This window comes from Clostridium sp. AF36-4 (genome assembly GCF_003435975.1).
In the GTDB taxonomy this organism is placed as follows: Bacteria; Bacillota; Clostridia; order Lachnospirales; family Lachnospiraceae; genus Eubacterium_F.
The window spans coordinates 160,409-176,781 of sequence record NZ_QTVH01000001.1 but is presented as its reverse complement, the minus strand read 5'-3'; the positions used below and the strand labels follow the sequence as shown (position 1 = coordinate 176,781).

Genomic DNA, 16,373 nt, shown 5'->3' with positions numbered 1-16,373 from the left:
ATCCCCTTTCTTTATATCAGTTCATATATCTCTTCGGCGAGTGTTGTAATCTGTCCTGCCGTTTGTTCATCAAAATTTTCTTTTGCAATACTTTCAATCTCACCAAGTTTGTCCTTTGTCAGCTGAAATTTTTCAATCAAATGTAGTTTTTCTTCGTACCCCTTTAAACGAGTGCGGCATCTCTTTACAATGTCATATACACCCTGCCTGGTAATATCCCGTTCTTTCGCAATCTCGCTCAAGGAAAGATTACTTAAAACGTAATCCTCAAATACGACACGATTACTCTCCTTGAGCAGAGCACCGTAAAAATCATACAAATACGATAATTCTACAATCTCATCTAACTCAGATAACGATTTTTCCTTCGACATAAAAGCACCACCTGTAAAGTTTTTTTCTTTACAGGTGGTAAGTATAGCGTATTTGACTGGCGTTGTCAAGCCTTTTCTTCGTTTTTTTCTGTCCTTTTAGAAAAAGCATGTGGCACCTCCACAATATCGAAACGTGCCGGAATTGCTGCTTCTTTAGCAAGCGTATTGTATTTTTTTAAAATACGGTTAGCTACCATCACACCATCTTCTTTCGACGCATCCATAAGAACAACTACTTGCTGAGTGGAACTAAAGCGGCTTGTCACATCTCCTCTGCGCAGTGACCGTACAATGGCTGACTCCAAAAGCACTAATGAATCTTCAATTCTCTCCAATGAAATTTCTCTATCTTTAGGCAATTCCATGGACAATAAAACAACCTGTACATGCTGTCCGTTTCTCTCCACATTTCGAGCAATAAACTGGTAAATAAATGAAAAACGGTCGTATTCTACTGCATAAGCACCCGGACGATATTTCCTTTCGGTTACCTGCCGCATCAACTGGTCTAAATCCATCTGACAACCGGTCTGTCTGTTATTTTTCAAATCTTCCGGCATGGATTCAAACAGATGATACGCGTCTTTCCCATTATTTTTTACATAATATAAAGCCTGATCAGCTTTTTCATATAACTGCTCGCAATCCAGTTCCTCACCACCGTAATATTTTGTCATGATTCCAATGGAAACGGAACACATACTGCATCCCATCTCCGTTCTGATTTTTGCAAAATCTTTAATAATACTTTCCGCACGTTTGCAAATGACACGTTCCTCCTCTAACTCAAAGAAAAAAACTGCAAACTCATCCCCGCCCATGCGGCAGACAAAATCATCATCTCTTGTGTTTTCCCGAATAACATCAGCAAATGCCTGAATCAGTTCATCGCCGGTTTTATGCCCATATGTATCGTTGACCTGTTTGAAATTATCCAAATCCATCATAAAAAATGTTCCGCAGGATTTCGAAGACAACAGATAATTATTTATTTTATCTTCAAAATACCGACGGTTTAGAAAATCGGTCAGTGAATCGCGTTCCAATTCGCTCTGAGTCTCCAGCACAGTTTCAGTAAAAACCTGACGAAGCAGTTCATTTGCCTCATTCAGTTCTCCTTCACCCTTCAATTCACCCTCCGCTCGGTCTTCATCAATCGTAAAACCTTCCTCCAAAAGCTCAAGAAAAGTATCTACGATTTCCGGGTCAAATTGCGTTCCTCGTCCCCGAATAAGCTCCTGTATCGCATGTTCCTTGGAAAAATGTTTACGATACGCCCGGTCTGCCGTCATTGCTTCGTAAGCGTCCGCCACCGCAATAATGCGTGACACCTCAGGGATTTCATCGCCGCAGATTCCCACATAGCCATTTCCATCATACCATTCATGATGGTATCTCACACCTTCCTCAAGTCCCGGAACAAATCTCGTATTCTGCACAATCTGTGCACCAATTTCGGCGTGTTTTTTTACATTTTCATATTCCTCTTTCGTGAGTTCTGAAGCCTTATTTAAAATAGTATCCGGCGTAGACACCTTACCAATATCGTGTAAAAGCGCAATATAATAAAGTTCCTCTTTTTCTTTATCCGAATAACCGAGTTTTGCAGCAATGCCCCTGCAGTAGAGCGCAACGCGCAGCGAATGTCTCCTTGCATAACGGTCTTTGGCATCCACCGTGTGAGCAATCGTAACCATCGACTGCAAAAACAGCCGGTCAATCTGCTCTTTTTGTTTCGCGATCAAATGCGCCTGCTGTTTTCGGAGTACGGAAAGTTCGACAATATGCGCAATCCTTGCCTTTAAAACCTGCGGTTCAAAGGGAAGCGAAATAAAGTCAATCGCACCTTCTTCTAATCCCCTAAGTTCACTCTGTATATCTTTCACATTCATCATTAAAATGACAGGAATTTCTTTTGTTTCTTTATCCTCTTTTATCCGGCGGAGAACTTCGTAGCCATCCATTCCAAACATATTCGCATTCATAAGAATCAAATCAGGAATTTCCGACTTCAGGCAATCCAGCACACTCATTCCTGTCTGAACCAATGTTACATCATAAATGTCACCTAAAATAGTTTCCATATATCGCAACGCCATCTTCGTATTATCGGCAGCTAAAATCTTCGGTTTTTGCATCATACCGTCATCCCCTCATGTTCCTGCAAACGAGCAAGCGTCGTCGAAATGCCAAACTCATCGCAGACTTTTTTATATGCATCCATATTCCCTTGTTTTTTATCTGTCTTTACGGCCCGTATCAACAGATTTTTCGGTGTATGCTCTAATTCAATAAATTCCAATATTTGTGTTTCATATCCTGCCTGCTCCAGCAGATTTGCCCGCAGTGCATCCGTCATCAAAGCAGCCATCCGCTCTTTGATAATCCCATATTTAAATATCGGCTGCATTCGGTCATTTTTTAACTGTGCATTTACCTCATGCTGGCAGCACGGAACCGATAAAATCACTTTTGCACCCCAGCGGATCGCCTTGTCTAACGCAAAATCTGTCGCTGTATCACAAGCATGAAGCGTCACGACCATATCGACCTGATTCACTCCCTCAAAAGAACTGATGTCGCCCTCTAAAAAGGTAAGTTCCTCATAGCCAAACCGCTTGGCAAGCTCATTGCAGTGTTGTATCACATCGGATTTTAAATCCAGTCCTATCATGCGGACACGATATCCATTCATGATTTTCAGATAATAATACATAGCAAACGTAAGATAGGATTTTCCGCATCCGAAATCAACAATCGTTAATTCTTTATCCTTTGGCAGTTTATCGGATACATCTCTGATAAATTCCAGAAAGCGGTTAATCTGTCGGAATTTTTTCTGTTTTTTATCCCGGATTCTGCCATCTTCTGCCTGAACTCCAAGTTCAATCAGAAAAGGAATTGGTTCATTTTCCTTCAAAATATATTTCTTTTTGCGGTTATGTGATAAAACAAGTGGTTTTTCACTCTTTTTGTTTTTTCCCTTTATTGTTATTTTCCCTTTTTTGCTTATCAATATTGTATACTGTTTTTCCGTTGTAAAGAACTGCATCTGACGGTAAATGGGCACGAGTTCGGAAAGAATATAGTTTTTCGCCTCTTCTTTTGCATAGTTAAGATGAAATACCTGATTATTCTGGTATCTGGCGAACTGAAACATAAGCGTTCCTTTATCCTCATAGCAGCGTACATCCACTTTTCCGGCAAAATCTCCCACTGATTATCATATGCACGAAATTCTGTCCAAGACACTGCTCCAATACTTCTTCTAATTCCATCACCATGGTACCTCCTTGTATACATTCTGATAGCAAAAATAGCCCTCGGACTCAAAATCCGAGGGCTCATCTTATCCTTTTATACCGGGTAAGTCTGATTCTCTTTATCTGCTAATGTAGCATCTACTTTCGTCCGCTGTGCTTCACGATATTTGAAGAAATCAACTGCAACCTGTGGGAACAGAGCATAGGATAATACATCTTCATCCTGCTCTTTCCACTGTGACATCTCTGCCTCAAGTTTTTTAAGCTGTGGCTCGATCAAATCAGCCGGACGACATGTAATCGGTTTTGTATCGCCGATACATTTCTTCTGAACTTCCGGATTAAATGGTTTAACTGTCTGTCCAAATTCACCGGACAAAAGTTTTTTGGATTCTTTCGTTACCATCTTGTAACGCTCACCGGAAACTACATTTAATACTGCCTGAGTACCAACAATCTGGGACGATGGTGTAACCAATGGTGGCTCACCAAAGTCTTTTCTTACGCGTGGCACCTCTTCAAGCACCTGCTCATACTTATCTTCCTGTCCCATTTCTTTAAGCTGGGAAACGAGGTTTGAAAGCATACCGCCGGGAACCTGATAACGAAGAGTATTGATATTTACACCAAGCACTTTCGTATTCATAAGACCGCTCTCTAATGCTTCCTCGCGCATTGGACGGAAGTATTCAGCGATTTCAGATAAAAGATTCTGGTCAAGTCCGGTATCGTATGGTGTTCCACGGAATGTCTCAACCATAACTTCGGTAGCCGGCTGGCTTGTACCAAGAGCAAATGGACTCATCGCTGTATCAATAATATCACATCCTGCTTCTACTGCTTTCAAATAAGTCATAGAAGCAACACCGGATGTGTAGTGTGTATGAAGGTCAATCGGAATTTCAACGGATTCTTTCAATGCCGTTACAAGTTCCGTTGCTTTATATGGTGTCAAAAGACCGGCCATATCTTTGATACAGAGTGATTTCGCACCCATATCTTCGATTTTCTTTGCAATATCTTTCCAGTAATCCAGTGTATAAGCATCACCAAGTGTATAAGAAAGGGCAATCTGTGCATGTCCGCCTTCTTTATTTGCTGCTTTTACTGCTGTCTCAAGGTTACGAATATCATTCAGACAGTCAAAAATACGGATAATATCAATTCCGTTGGCGATCGATTTCTGAACAAAATATTCTACTACATCATCGGCATAATGATTATATCCTAAAATGTTCTGTCCACGGAATAACATCTGCAATTTTGTATTTTTGAATCCGTCTCTTAACTTACGCAGTCTTTCCCACGGGTCTTCTTTCAAAAAACGAAGGGATGCGTCAAATGTTGCACCGCCCCAGCACTCTACGGAGTGGTAACCAACTTTGTCCATTTTATCGACAATCGGAAGCATCTGTTCTGTTGTCATACGAGTCGCAATCAATGACTGATGTGCATCACGAAGTATCGTTTCCGTAATTTTAATCGGCTTTTTCTTAATCTCTGCCATTTTCTATATCCTCCTTATACTCCATAAATTGCCATAAACACACCGGCTGCTACCGCAGTACCGATAACACCTGCTACGTTTGGTCCCATCGCATGCATCAAAAGGAAGTTTGTCGGATCTGCTTCCGAACCAACCTTCTGGGACACACGTGCTGCCATAGGAACCGCCGACACACCGGCAGAACCAATCAATGGATTGATTTTTCCTCTGGTTACTAAACACATTAATTTACCAAACAATACACCGGCTGCTGTTCCGAATGCAAATGCAACCAGACCAAGAACTACGATTTTCAATGTTGCTACATTAAGAAATGCAGAACCTGTCGTCGTAGCACCAACGGATGTACCAAGCAAAATAACTACGATATACATCAAAGCATTCGATGCTGTCTCTGTCAACTGGCCTACTACGCCGGATTCTTTGAACAAGTTACCAAGCATAAGCATACCAACAAGTGGTGCAGTACTTGGAAGAATCAGACATACAATAACTGTAACGATAATTGGGAAGAGGATTCTCTCCAGTTTGGATACCGGACGGAGCTGCTCCATCTTGATTTCTCTTTCCTTTTTCGTTGTCAAAAGTTTCATGATAGGCGGCTGAATAATCGGAACAAGTGACATATAGGAATATGCCGCCACCGCAATACTACCCATCAAATGCCCCTGCTGCAATTTGCCGGCAAGGAAAATGGATGTCGGTCCATCAGCACCACCGATAATCGAAACAGCTGCTGCTTCACCACCATTGAAGCCCCACAAAAGAGCAAGGATATATGCGGCGAAAATACCAAACTGTGCCGCCGCACCAAGAAGAAAGCTCTTTGGATTGGCAATCAACGGACCGAAGTCTGTCATCGCACCAACGCCGAGGAAAATCAGCGATGGCAAAATACTCCATTCATCTAACTTAAAGAAGTAATTTAACAGTCCACCATCCTGAATAATCAGCGGATAAATATTTGCCAAGAGCATACCAAACGCAATTGGCAGTAAGAGCAAAGGCTCATAGCCTTTTTTGATTGCTAAATATAAGAAGATAAAAGCAACCAATATCATGACATAGTTTCTCCAGTCAATACCGTCCTGGAAAAACGCTGTCTGTCGAATAAGATTTTCTATTACTTCCATTTAGTTTACCTCCGGTTCTTTTCATTTGCTGAATCAGTCCATAGTAGCCAGTACATTTCCTGCCTCAACCATATCACCAGAGTTCACATTGATACTTGCAATTGTACCATCCTGAGGTGCTACTACCTCATTTTCCATCTTCATAGCTTCGAGAAGAAGAATTACATCGCCTTTCTTTACACTCTGTCCGACATCTGCTTTTACAGCAAGAATTTTACCAGGCATTGGTGCTGTTACTTCAACAGAACCAGCACTACCGGATGCTGCCGGTGCTTTCGGAGCAGGAGCTTGTGCCGGTGCAGGAGCAGGTGCTGCCGCCTGAGCAGGTGCTGCCGGTGCTGCTGCGCCGCCTGCCTTCTCTTCTACTGTAACATCATATACGGTTCCATTTACTGTAATTGTATAACTTTTCATGTCAATATCCTCCTTAATTGAACGTACGTTTTTTTATTGAACGAATTACAAGTCCGTCTGCCGGTACACAAACACCGGTCTCAGCTTCCATCTGTGCTGCTATCGCTGCGGTAATTACCGCAATAATCTGGGTGTTATCCGAAACAGGTACTTCCTGTTTTGCTACAGCTTTTGCTGCCGGTTTCTCCTGTTTTGCTGCTTCCGGTTCCGCTTTCTTTTTCTCGAACATCTTTGGCACATATTTCAAGAGAAAGATAATGATGGAAATAAGAATCAATACAACAAATACCGTTCCCATACCAATCAAGGTGTTCATTACGGCCTCACCGGGACCCACGGTAGCATTTACTTTTTCTAAATCAAGCAATAACATCCTATCACCTCATTCCGAACATCTGTAATGCATAAATTAAGTGTTTCCGAATTTCACTGCCGGAAATCACATTATCCACATAACCTCTCTTTGCTGCCGCTGTGGCACCATCCTGAAGTGCATCAAACTCTTTTGCCTTTTCTTCCAATGCTTCTTTGGTATTTGCTGCCTGTGAAATTTCATCTTCACAGAGAATCTGCGCTGCAACTTTGGCATCCATAACACCAACTTTTGCAGAATCTAGGGCAAGAACCAAATCCGCTCCAATATGTTTGGAGTTCATTGACACATAAGCACTTCCGTATGCCTCACCTGTAATCACGTTAATACGCGGAACATCAGCACTTGCAAATGCATATGTCAAATCTGCAACTGCCTGAGAAATCGTTTTTTCTTCCTGCATATCTGCTGCATACTCTTTTACATTTGTTAAGGTAACAACCGGAATATTAAATGCGTCACAGAAATACATAAACTGCTCTGCTTTCTTACAGCCGGCAGTTGAAAGAATGCCTTCTTTCGCATTTGCAATCGCACCTACTGTAACTCCATCTAAGGAAAGAAGTCCGGTTACCATTTCTTTTCCATATTCTGCTTTTAATTCCACAAATTTTGTATCATCGGCAATCTGTGTCAAGGCAGCTTTTGCATCCGTTGCATAACCATCAAAGCCATCCAGTACACGATTTGGATCATCCGAATTTTCAACAACCACTGCTGCTCCTGCATTTGCCGGAAGTAAATCAATTAAGCTGCGGATTGTTGTAAATACTTCCTGTTCATTCTCACATACAATGTCCGCATTTCCACATTCTGCCTGGAATGCAGCATCGCTTGTGTCACATTTCTCAATACGGTTTCCTGCAATCGCATTTGGTGAATTTACAAACAGTTTTCCGTTTGTCTTTTCGATAATTGTAATATCACCTAATTTGGATGAAATCGCAACACCACCGCCACAAGAACCTAAAACTGCACTAATCTGAGGGATTACACCGGATGCATTCACTTTCGCCATGTAAATGTCGCCAAATCCGGCCAATGCGTCCATCGCCTCCTGTACCCGGATACCGGCACAGTCAATCAGTCCGATAACCGGTGCGCCCGCTTTCATCGCCATCTCATAAATTCCGGCGATTTTCTTCGCGTGCATCTCACCTACAGAACCATTCAAGGCGGTTACATCCTGACTGTAGATATAGACCAGATTTGAATTTACAACACCGTAACCGGTAATCACACCGTCTGCCGGCACTGCTTTTTCCTGCATGTTAAAATCGGTATTACGTTTGGTAATCATGCCACCGATTTCAACAAAACTGTTGGCATCAACGAGAGATTCGATACGTTCTCTTGCTGATAATTTTGCTGAGTTACTCATTTGCAGCCCTCCACTTTCTGTATTATTGTTTATATAAAACTCAAATTTTATCCAATTGTAATTGTAACGCTTTTTCAACCCCTTGGCAACAACTATTTGAATTATTTTTTCAAATTCCTCATATACTGTAAAAAAATGTCTGGTGGCCTTTTTATGAAACAAAAAAAATGCTTTGCCATCCTTTTATTATGTGCCCTGACCGCATTCCATATTCTGTGGGACAGACAATTTAGCTCCACCGATTCTTCGGATTTTGTTCCTGTTCTGCCGGAGCCTGTCATTCAAATCAACGCCATGGAGCAGACACCAAATCCACTTATTTTACACGCCTCCTATGCCTGCCTGATGGATGCCGGTTCCCATCGCATTCTATATAGTAAAAACACGGACAAAAAAGTGCCAATGGCAAGTACCACCAAAATCATGACCGCCCTTTTAGCACTGGAGTCAAATAAGCTTAACGATGTGGTCATTGCAAGCAAAAAGGCAGCCGGGATGCCAAAAGTCCATCTTGGTATGCAGCCTGGAAGACAGTATTATATGAAAGATCTTTTGTACTCTCTCATGCTGGAATCCCACAATGACACGGCAGTCGCAATTGCCGAACACCTTGGCGGCTCTGTTTCCGGTTTCGCAGCAAAAATGAATCAGAAGGCAAACCTTCTTGGCATGTCTTCGACTCATTTTATCACACCAAACGGACTCGACGCAAATGGTCATTACAGCACTGCTTCGGATATGTGTAAGCTCGCTTCCTATGCTATAAAAAACAAAGACTTCCTTTCTCTGGTGCAGACAAAATCTCATTCTTTTTCTGACTGCTCCGGAAAGTACCACTACAGTCTGACAAACCATGACGCTTTCCTTTCTTATTATGAAGGCGCGCTCGGTATCAAAACCGGATTTACCGGAAAAGCCGGTTACTGTTTTGTCGGAGCCGCAAAGAAAAACGGCATCACGCTTACCAGTTGTGTTCTTGCCAGCGGATGGCCGCCAAACAAGTCATTCAAGTGGAGTGACACAAAGAGTTTAATGGATTATGGTTTTTTTTATTTTCAGAAAACACCGCTTCCGGTTCAAAACCTTGCCCTTGCCAAAATCCCGGTAAAGGATGGCAAAAAAAAGTTTGTATCTCTCAAACCGATTATCCCGAAAGAAACACTTACTGCTTCCTTTGATTCTTTGAAAATCGTATACCGAATTCCGACTGCACTTTGTGCGCCAATACGAAAAAACACACCCATCGGAAGCATTTCTTTCTATATAAATAATAAACTTTTTCAGAAAACCGAGGTTTTCCCGTCAGAAAGCATTGAAAAATCCTGTTTTTCTGATACAATAAAACAAGTGTTGAATCAATGGATGGATATCTTTTGCCTATCATAAAAATATTTTCAAAAAAACTCTTTACTTTTGAAAGTAAACATGATATGGTATACGCATAGTACGTTTTACAAGAACGAAGGTGTTCTCATTCATGGGGACACCTTTCTTTTTTGTCAGGCGTCTGCAATTCAAATAACATGGGAAGGAAGGAATTAACTATGCAAAAAAATGTAATCGAAGATGTTTTTGGAACAAAAGTTTTTAACGACGATGTCATGCAGGAATACCTGCCAAAGAAGACATACGCCCAGTTGAGGGATACCATTGAAAATGGTGAGGAGCTGGCTCCTGAAGTAGCAAACGTGGTTGCTCATGCAATGAAAGAATGGGCATTAAAAAACGGTGCTACTCATTATACCCACTGGTTCCAGCCAATGACCGGTGTAACAGCCGAAAAACATGACTCATTCTTAAGTCCGGAATCCAATGCACACGCTGTACTTGAGTTCTCCGGTAAAGAATTGATTAAAGGTGAACCAGATGCTTCTTCTTTCCCATCCGGCGGACTCCGTGCTACATTCGAAGCCAGAGGTTATACTGCATGGGATTGTACATCACCGGCATTTCTCCGTGAGGATGCAATCGGTACGGTTCTTTGTATTCCTACCGCATTCTGCTCTTATACGGGAGAGGCACTTGACAAAAAGACTCCTCTTCTCCGCTCGATGGAAGCAATCAGCAAACAGGCTGTCCGCGTTCTGAACTTACTTGGCGATGAGGATGTTACCAATGTAAAATGTTCTGTAGGACCGGAGCAGGAATATTTCTTAATTGACAGAGAACAGTTTTTACAGCGTGACGACTTAATCTTTACCGGTCGTACATTGTTTGGACATATGCCGCCAAAAGGACAGGAATTGGATGACCACTACTTTGGTACAATCCGCGAGCGTCAGGCAGCATTTATGCGTGAATTAAATGATGAATTGTGGAAACTTGGCATTTTGTCAAAAACACAGCATAACGAAGTGGCTCCTGCTCAGCATGAGATGGCTCCGATTTACAGCACAGCAAACATTGCAACTGACCACAACCAGTTAGTTATGGAGACAATGAAAAAAGTGGCACGCCGTCACAATTTTGAGTGTCTTCTTCACGAGAAGCCATTTGCCGGCGTAAACGGTTCCGGAAAACATGATAACTGGTCTTTGGTTACTAATACAGGAAAGAACTTATTAAGTCCCGGCAAAACACCATATGATAACAAACAGTTCCTTCTGTTTTTATCCGCTGTTATCGCTGCTGTAGATGATAATGCCGCACTGTTACGTATGTCTGCTTCCAATCCTGGAAATGACCATCGCCTTGGTGCAAATGAGGCACCTCCGGCTATCATTTCTATTTTCCTCGGCGAGCAGTTAGAGGATATCGTAGAGCAGATTTTACAAAATGGTACTGCTACTCACAGTAATAAGGGCGAGCGTATGGATATCGGTGTACACACCATCCCACCAATCAAAAAGGATGCAACTGATCGTAACCGCACATCACCATTTGCCTTTACCGGAAATAAATTTGAGTTCCGTATGGTTGCTTCTTCCATGTCAATTGCCGGTGCAAATACCGTACTTAATGCAACAGTTGCTGATGTACTTCAGAGTATGGCTGACCGCATGGAAAAAGCAGATGACTTAGATAAGACTGTAGATGAAATTATTTACGAGACATTGAAAGAACATCAGAAAGTAATCTTTAACGGAAACGGTTACTCCGATGAGTGGATTGCAGAAGCTGAAAAACGTGGTCTTCCAAACGTAAAAACAATGGTAGATGCAACTGCTTCTCTTCTCTATCCAAAAACCATCGAGATGTTTGAGAGACAGCATGTTTATACAAAGACTGAGCTTGAGTCTCGTGCAGAGATTAACTACGAAGCTTACGCAAAAGCAATCAACATCGAAGCTAAGACAATGATTCATATGGCTTCTAAGGAATACATCCCGGCCATCATTAGTTATGTAACAAGTCTTGGTGATTCAATTAACAGCATTTCTGCTGCTTGTGCAGAAGCAGACTTGTCCGTTCAGAAAGATTTGCTTACTACATGCTCTTCTCTCCTTGCAAAAGCACAGACTGCTCTGTATGCTTTGAAAGATGCAGATAAGAAAGCAAATGCTATGGAAGAAGGAAAAGAACAGGCTGAATTCTTCCGTGACACCGTATTTACCGCAATGGCAGACTTACGTGCACCAATCGATGAGTTGGAAATGATTGTTGATAAAGAGTACTGGCCGGTACCATCTTACGGTGATATGCTGTTTGAAGTTTAATACAAATCAGAATATAACAAAAAAAATCCTCCCGCATATTTGCAGGAGGATTTTTTTAAGCATTTTTAGCAAGATACTCTCTCACTTCAATTAAATCCGGGAAAATCATGTAGGACAATTGTTCCATTTCTTTTGTTGGCTTTAACATATCCGGCACGTGCAACACTCTAAGTCCAGCCGCAGCAGCCGAGCGGACACCATTGTGTGAATCTTCAACTGCATATGTGTCTTTTGGATTTATTTTCATCTTTTCACATACATTTAAGTAAATGTCTGGTTCCGGTTTGCTTTTTTCTATCATGTCACCGCCAACTATAACCTCAAAGAAATCATATAAATTCGTCGCTTTTAACATTTCTTCCACACGCTGAACACGTGTCGAGGAAGCCAGACCAACCCGCCATCCATTAATCTTCAAAAACTGCAATAACTCTCTTGCACCGGTTTTTAACGGCACACCGTTTTTCTCTATTTTTTCATCAAACATTCGGTGCGTCTCCTCACGAAACTGTGCATAATCTAATTTATCGCCATACGTTTTGGAAAATACCTTTTTTGTTCCTTCCGATGACACGCCAATCACCTGATAAAAAACATCCTCAATACCGGTCAGCATAAATTTACCGGCAGCAAATTTCCAGCATGAAAAGACGAGATTTTCTGTATCAAACAGAACACCATCCATATCAAAAATTATCTGCTTTTTCATCCGGGTATTCATCTCCATTTCTTTATACATAGATTCTACCGCTTTAGTATAGCAAAAAATAGATGTAAAGGCAATTTGTATTAAAACATCCGCTCATGCATATATTATTATTGCAGATTTATCACATATACTGCTTGCATTTGGCGGATATGTGTGATAATATGTCTGTAGTGATTAGGTTGCAGAAACTTGCGATGCCTGCGACCGGAAGGAAGACCTGCGGGCCTTCCTTTTTTATACCAAAATTTTATGGGAGGATTTTTATGCAAAAGAAATTAACGAAACCTTTTATTACATACTTTGAACAATTAAATAACCTAATTCAAAAAAAGCATCTTAATATTTCCAATCTATCCTATGCCAAAAACAAATTACTAAACATTGGCTATTACTCTTTAATTGATGGCTACAAGGATATATTTTACAATCCAATGACAAGAACTTATGAAAAAGGTACAAACTTTACAGATATTGTTGCCTTATACGACTTCGATGAAAATCTTCGTTCGCTTGTTTTTAAATATATTTGCCATATTGAGCAAAAAATCCGTTCGCTGATTTCCTATTCTTTCTGCGAAGTTTTTTCTGAAAATCAAGCAGCATATTTAAACTCTGCAAACTATAATATTTCTAAAACAAATCGTTATCATATTTCAAAACTAATTTCTAAATTAACATATGAGGCCACAAAAAACACAGAACACAATTATGTTGTATATCAGCGAAATACCTATGGAAATGTTCCATTGTGGGTAATAATGAAAACTCTTACCATGGGACAAACTTCCAAAATGTACTCCTTTATGCACCCTAGCATAAAATCTAAAATCAGTATCCATTATGACAACATTACAGAAAAAGAATTAATCCAATATTTAAGGATTTTTACTATATTTCGTAATCTATGTGCACATAACGAGCGACTTTTTTCTTTCCAAACACGCTTTGAAATACCTGACACTGTATTACATAAAAAACTTGGCATTCCTCAAAAAGGTACCCAATATCTTTACGGCAAACACGATGTATTTGCATTATTAATAGCATTTCGATATATGCTTGACACAGAGGATTTTATAATTTTCAAGAGGAAACTAACCCAATTATTTAACACTTTTACAAAAGCAACCTCTCAATCCCAAAGAGACAAACTTCTCAAAGCAATGCATTTCCCACCGAATTGGTCAAGCATCACGCGCTACAAATTATGCTAGCAGTCGGTAATAATATATCATTTGCCTCCTGTCCTTTCATTTGATATACTATTGGTATGCTTAATTAGGAGGACTTTTTATATGATAACCATACCACTTGATAATACCAACTTAAAACCTTTTTATATACAGATTTATGAATACATCCGCAAAGAGATATTGAATGGAAATATTGCTGCAGAAGAAAAACTGCCATCGGCACGTAATTTAGCCGCAAACCTAAATGTGAGCCGGAGCACGGTGGATACCGCCTACGACCAGTTGGTTGCCGAAGGATATCTAGACGCCCGCCCAAGACAGGGATATTTTGCAAACCACGTTACGCATTTAAAGCAAATCCCGACTTCTGCTCCACAAAAAGAAAATAATAAAAAAAACACAAAGGAAGCACCACCGGTACGCTTTGATTTTAACCCGGATTCCATTGATTTAGAACATTTTCCTTATTCGATTTGGAAATCCATTGGAAAAAACCAGCTGGATTTACCATCCAATTTCAGTGCCGGTGATGCCAAAGGGGATTTGCCGCTTCGTCAGGCAATTGCGAATTATCTTCGTGGTTCCCGTGGGGTTATATGCCGCCCGGAACAAATTATCATCGGTGCCGGACTTTCCAATCTTCTTCAGATGTTGTGCATCCTTTTTTCCAGGGAAACCATATTTGCCATGGAAGACCCCGGATATTTGAGTGCGCGTCAGGTTCTCTCGACCAATGGTTATTCCATTCTGGATATTCCGCTAAAGGAAAACACCATGGATGTTTTGGCACTTGCAAAAACAAACGCAGACATCTGCTATGTAACGCCAAGTCATCAGTTTCCGCTCGGCAGTGTTATGCCGGTTTCCACCAGACAAAAGCTTCTGCACTGGGCAGAAAAGAAAGAAAACCGCTATATTTTGGAGGATGACCACGACAGCGAATTCCGCTATAAAGGAAAACCGATTCCCGCGCTGCAAAGTTTAGACAAAGCAGGAAAGGTCATCTATATCGGAACATTTTCCAAAGCCATTTCACCTGCTATAAGAACCGGTTACATGGTGTTGCCGATGGCATTGCTGCCACGTTTTGAACGTCTGATTGACAATTACTCCTGCCCGGTTTCACGTATTGAGCAGGCAATTTTAACCGATTTTATTAAACAGGGATACTTTGAAAAACACTTAAACCGCATGAGAAAAATATACAAAGGGAAACACGACTGCATGATGGAACAACTGCAGAAGTATTTCCCTGAAAAAATTCTTGAAATATCCGGCGACAATGCCGGGTTATATGTGCTTATCCGCTATTTGGGATCACAGCCTGAAGAAGAAATATTACGCAGGGCCAAAACACTTGGTATGCCTTTAAAATCATTAAAGAGATATTACCAGAATCTTCCTTTCCACTATCTTCCAACTTTTCTTCTCGGTTTTGCAAACCTCAGTGAAGAAACGATTCCGGATGCCATTCGCTCTCTTTCTGAGAAAGTATTTGCTTCGCCAAAACCGTATCTCTTGTAATCTGTTCTTTTAATTGCGTAAGAGAAGCAAACTTTCTCTCTTCCCGCAAAAATGAGACAAAGTATGCTGTTAATTCTTTGTCATATAAATCACCGGAGAAATTAAACAGCCAAACCTCAAAGCCGACTTCATTCTCACCGGGGATGGTCGGCTTTACTCCAAGGTTACAAATTCCTTTATACCTTTTTCCTTCTACATCAACAAAAACCGCATACACACCATATGGTGGCAGCACTTTATGTGCATCCGGATATATATTTGCCGTTGGTGTTTCCATCGTCCGTCCCAGTTGATTTCCCTTTTGTACTACACCGGTGAGAAAATAAGGTGTTCCCAAAAGTTCATTTGCCTGTTCCATCTTACCCTTTGCAATCAGTGAGCGGATTCTGGTACTGCTCACGACCTCACCGCCTAATTCCAATTTAGAAAGAACCGTTACCGAAAATCCAAGTTTTTCTCCTAACTGCTGCAGCGTATCCGTATCCCCGCTTCTGCCTGCACCAAACCGAAAATCACTGCCAACGATAACCGATGCGGCATCGCAGGTATCACACAATAATTTTTTTGCAAACTCCTCCGGCGTCTGGCTGCAAAATTCCTTCGTCAGAGGAATCTCAAGCAGACAATCAATTCCTAAATATTCTGCTAATTTTTCTTTTTCATAAGGCGTATACAAAACCTTCGCTTCATCCACGGAAAACGAAATCATAACAATCGGTTTGTTTTCTTTTTTTGCCTGTTCAATCAGCAGACGGTGCCCTTTATGAATCCCGTCAAATTTGCCGATACAAACCGCTGTCTGTTTTCCCTGAAACTCTAAATTTCGTATTATTTTCATACGTCATT

General features: G+C 41.1%; 14 protein-coding genes. 4 read left to right on the top strand and 10 right to left on the bottom strand.

The annotated features are described in order from the left end of the window. Positions 1 to 11: 11 nt before the first annotated feature. The 8 genes from ylxM to DW005_RS00780 all read right to left on the bottom strand — a co-directional run bounded on the left by ylxM (position 12) and on the right by DW005_RS00780 (position 8,445). A complete protein-coding gene (gene ylxM / locus DW005_RS00815) occupies positions 12 to 374 on the bottom strand; it encodes a YlxM family DNA-binding protein (protein ID WP_022375819.1) in 363 nt (120 codons plus the stop codon). Between the two features lie 65 nt (positions 375 to 439). Further along, entirely contained in the window at positions 440 to 2,515 is a 2,076-nt protein-coding gene (locus tag DW005_RS00810) for a diguanylate cyclase (protein WP_117477775.1), read from the bottom strand. Beyond that, on the bottom strand, positions 2,512 to 3,570 hold the full coding sequence (locus DW005_RS00805) for an SAM-dependent methyltransferase (RefSeq protein ID WP_242989329.1): 1,059 nt from the start codon (positions 3,568 to 3,570) through the stop codon (positions 2,512 to 2,514). Before DW005_RS00805 ends, DW005_RS00810 begins: the two co-directional genes overlap by 4 nt. Before the next feature lie 161 nt (positions 3,571 to 3,731). Further along, complete coding sequence (locus DW005_RS00800) at positions 3,732 to 5,144, bottom strand: oxaloacetate decarboxylase subunit alpha (protein ID WP_022375816.1); 1,413 nt, start codon at positions 5,142 to 5,144, stop codon at positions 3,732 to 3,734. Between the two features lie 14 nt (positions 5,145 to 5,158). Next, positions 5,159 to 6,277, bottom strand: coding sequence for a sodium ion-translocating decarboxylase subunit beta (locus DW005_RS00795; RefSeq protein WP_022375815.1), 1,119 nt, complete (start codon positions 6,275 to 6,277; stop codon positions 5,159 to 5,161). A gap of 33 nt (positions 6,278 to 6,310) precedes the next feature. Beyond that, positions 6,311 to 6,691: a biotin/lipoyl-containing protein gene (locus DW005_RS00790; protein WP_022375814.1), complete on the bottom strand. Its 381-nt coding sequence runs from the start codon at positions 6,689 to 6,691 to the stop codon at positions 6,311 to 6,313. Positions 6,692 to 6,704: 13 nt separating this feature from the next. Beyond that, the gene (locus DW005_RS00785) at positions 6,705 to 7,064 is read right to left on the bottom strand and encodes an OadG family protein (protein WP_022375813.1); all 360 of its coding nucleotides are present in this window, start codon (positions 7,062 to 7,064) and stop codon (positions 6,705 to 6,707) included. Positions 7,065 to 7,068: 4 nt separating this feature from the next. Beyond that, positions 7,069 to 8,445 (bottom strand): carboxyl transferase domain-containing protein, encoded by a 1,377-nt coding sequence (locus tag DW005_RS00780; RefSeq protein ID WP_117477774.1) that lies wholly within the window; start codon positions 8,443 to 8,445, stop codon positions 7,069 to 7,071. Positions 8,446 to 8,598: 153 nt separating this feature from the next. Between DW005_RS00780 and DW005_RS00775 the strand changes: the two genes are divergently transcribed. Together DW005_RS00775 and DW005_RS00770 are read left to right on the top strand one after the other, a co-directional pair. Further along, complete coding sequence (locus tag DW005_RS00775; protein WP_181974896.1) at positions 8,599 to 9,831, top strand: D-alanyl-D-alanine carboxypeptidase family protein; 1,233 nt, start codon at positions 8,599 to 8,601, stop codon at positions 9,829 to 9,831. 158 nt (positions 9,832 to 9,989) lie between these two features. Next, positions 9,990 to 12,101, top strand: a complete 2,112-nt coding sequence (locus tag DW005_RS00770; RefSeq protein ID WP_117477772.1) for a glutamine synthetase III — start codon at positions 9,990 to 9,992, stop codon at positions 12,099 to 12,101. Between the two features lie 55 nt (positions 12,102 to 12,156). Here the strand turns inward: DW005_RS00770 and DW005_RS00765 are convergent, their stop codons facing one another. Next, entirely contained in the window at positions 12,157 to 12,810 is a 654-nt protein-coding gene (locus DW005_RS00765; RefSeq protein WP_181974895.1) for an HAD family phosphatase, read from the bottom strand. 263 nt (positions 12,811 to 13,073) lie between these two features. On the opposite strand from DW005_RS00765, the gene DW005_RS00760 reads away from it, so the two are divergent. Both DW005_RS00760 and DW005_RS00755 read left to right on the top strand, forming a co-directional pair. Further along, positions 13,074 to 14,024: an Abi family protein gene (locus DW005_RS00760; RefSeq protein ID WP_022375808.1), complete on the top strand. Its 951-nt coding sequence runs from the start codon at positions 13,074 to 13,076 to the stop codon at positions 14,022 to 14,024. A gap of 81 nt (positions 14,025 to 14,105) precedes the next feature. Further along, positions 14,106 to 15,527 (top strand): PLP-dependent aminotransferase family protein, encoded by a 1,422-nt coding sequence (locus DW005_RS00755; protein ID WP_117477770.1) that lies wholly within the window; start codon positions 14,106 to 14,108, stop codon positions 15,525 to 15,527. On the opposite strand, the gene DW005_RS00750 is transcribed toward DW005_RS00755, so the two are convergent. Next, the gene (locus tag DW005_RS00750) at positions 15,448 to 16,365 is read right to left on the bottom strand and encodes a bifunctional riboflavin kinase/FAD synthetase (protein WP_117477769.1); all 918 of its coding nucleotides are present in this window, start codon (positions 16,363 to 16,365) and stop codon (positions 15,448 to 15,450) included. The two genes, DW005_RS00755 and DW005_RS00750, sit on opposite strands and share 80 nt — an antisense overlap. Positions 16,366 to 16,373 lie beyond the last annotated feature (8 nt).

What these genes read in the sequence shown, in the direction of transcription:
- ylxM (WP_022375819.1), bottom strand. Translation starts at nt 374, where the DNA reads ATGTCGAAGGAAAAATCGTTATCTGAGTTAGATGAGATTGTAGAATTA.
- DW005_RS00810 (WP_117477775.1), bottom strand. Translation starts at nt 2,515, where the DNA reads ATGATGCAAAAACCGAAGATTTTAGCTGCCGATAATACGAAGATGGCG.
- DW005_RS00800 (WP_022375816.1), bottom strand. Translation starts at nt 5,144, where the DNA reads ATGGCAGAGATTAAGAAAAAGCCGATTAAAATTACGGAAACGATACTT.
- DW005_RS00795 (WP_022375815.1), bottom strand. Translation starts at nt 6,277, where the DNA reads ATGGAAGTAATAGAAAATCTTATTCGACAGACAGCGTTTTTCCAGGAC.
- DW005_RS00790 (WP_022375814.1), bottom strand. Translation starts at nt 6,691, where the DNA reads ATGAAAAGTTATACAATTACAGTAAATGGAACCGTATATGATGTTACA.
- DW005_RS00785 (WP_022375813.1), bottom strand. Translation starts at nt 7,064, where the DNA reads ATGTTATTGCTTGATTTAGAAAAAGTAAATGCTACCGTGGGTCCCGGT.
- DW005_RS00780 (WP_117477774.1), bottom strand. Translation starts at nt 8,445, where the DNA reads ATGAGTAACTCAGCAAAATTATCAGCAAGAGAACGTATCGAATCTCTC.
- DW005_RS00775 (WP_181974896.1), top strand. Translation starts at nt 8,599, where the DNA reads ATGAAACAAAAAAAATGCTTTGCCATCCTTTTATTATGTGCCCTGACC.
- DW005_RS00770 (WP_117477772.1), top strand. Translation starts at nt 9,990, where the DNA reads ATGCAAAAAAATGTAATCGAAGATGTTTTTGGAACAAAAGTTTTTAAC.
- DW005_RS00765 (WP_181974895.1), bottom strand. Translation starts at nt 12,810, where the DNA reads ATGAAAAAGCAGATAATTTTTGATATGGATGGTGTTCTGTTTGATACA.
- DW005_RS00760 (WP_022375808.1), top strand. Translation starts at nt 13,074, where the DNA reads ATGCAAAAGAAATTAACGAAACCTTTTATTACATACTTTGAACAATTA.
- DW005_RS00755 (WP_117477770.1), top strand. Translation starts at nt 14,106, where the DNA reads ATGATAACCATACCACTTGATAATACCAACTTAAAACCTTTTTATATA.
- DW005_RS00750 (WP_117477769.1), bottom strand. Translation starts at nt 16,365, where the DNA reads ATGAAAATAATACGAAATTTAGAGTTTCAGGGAAAACAGACAGCGGTT.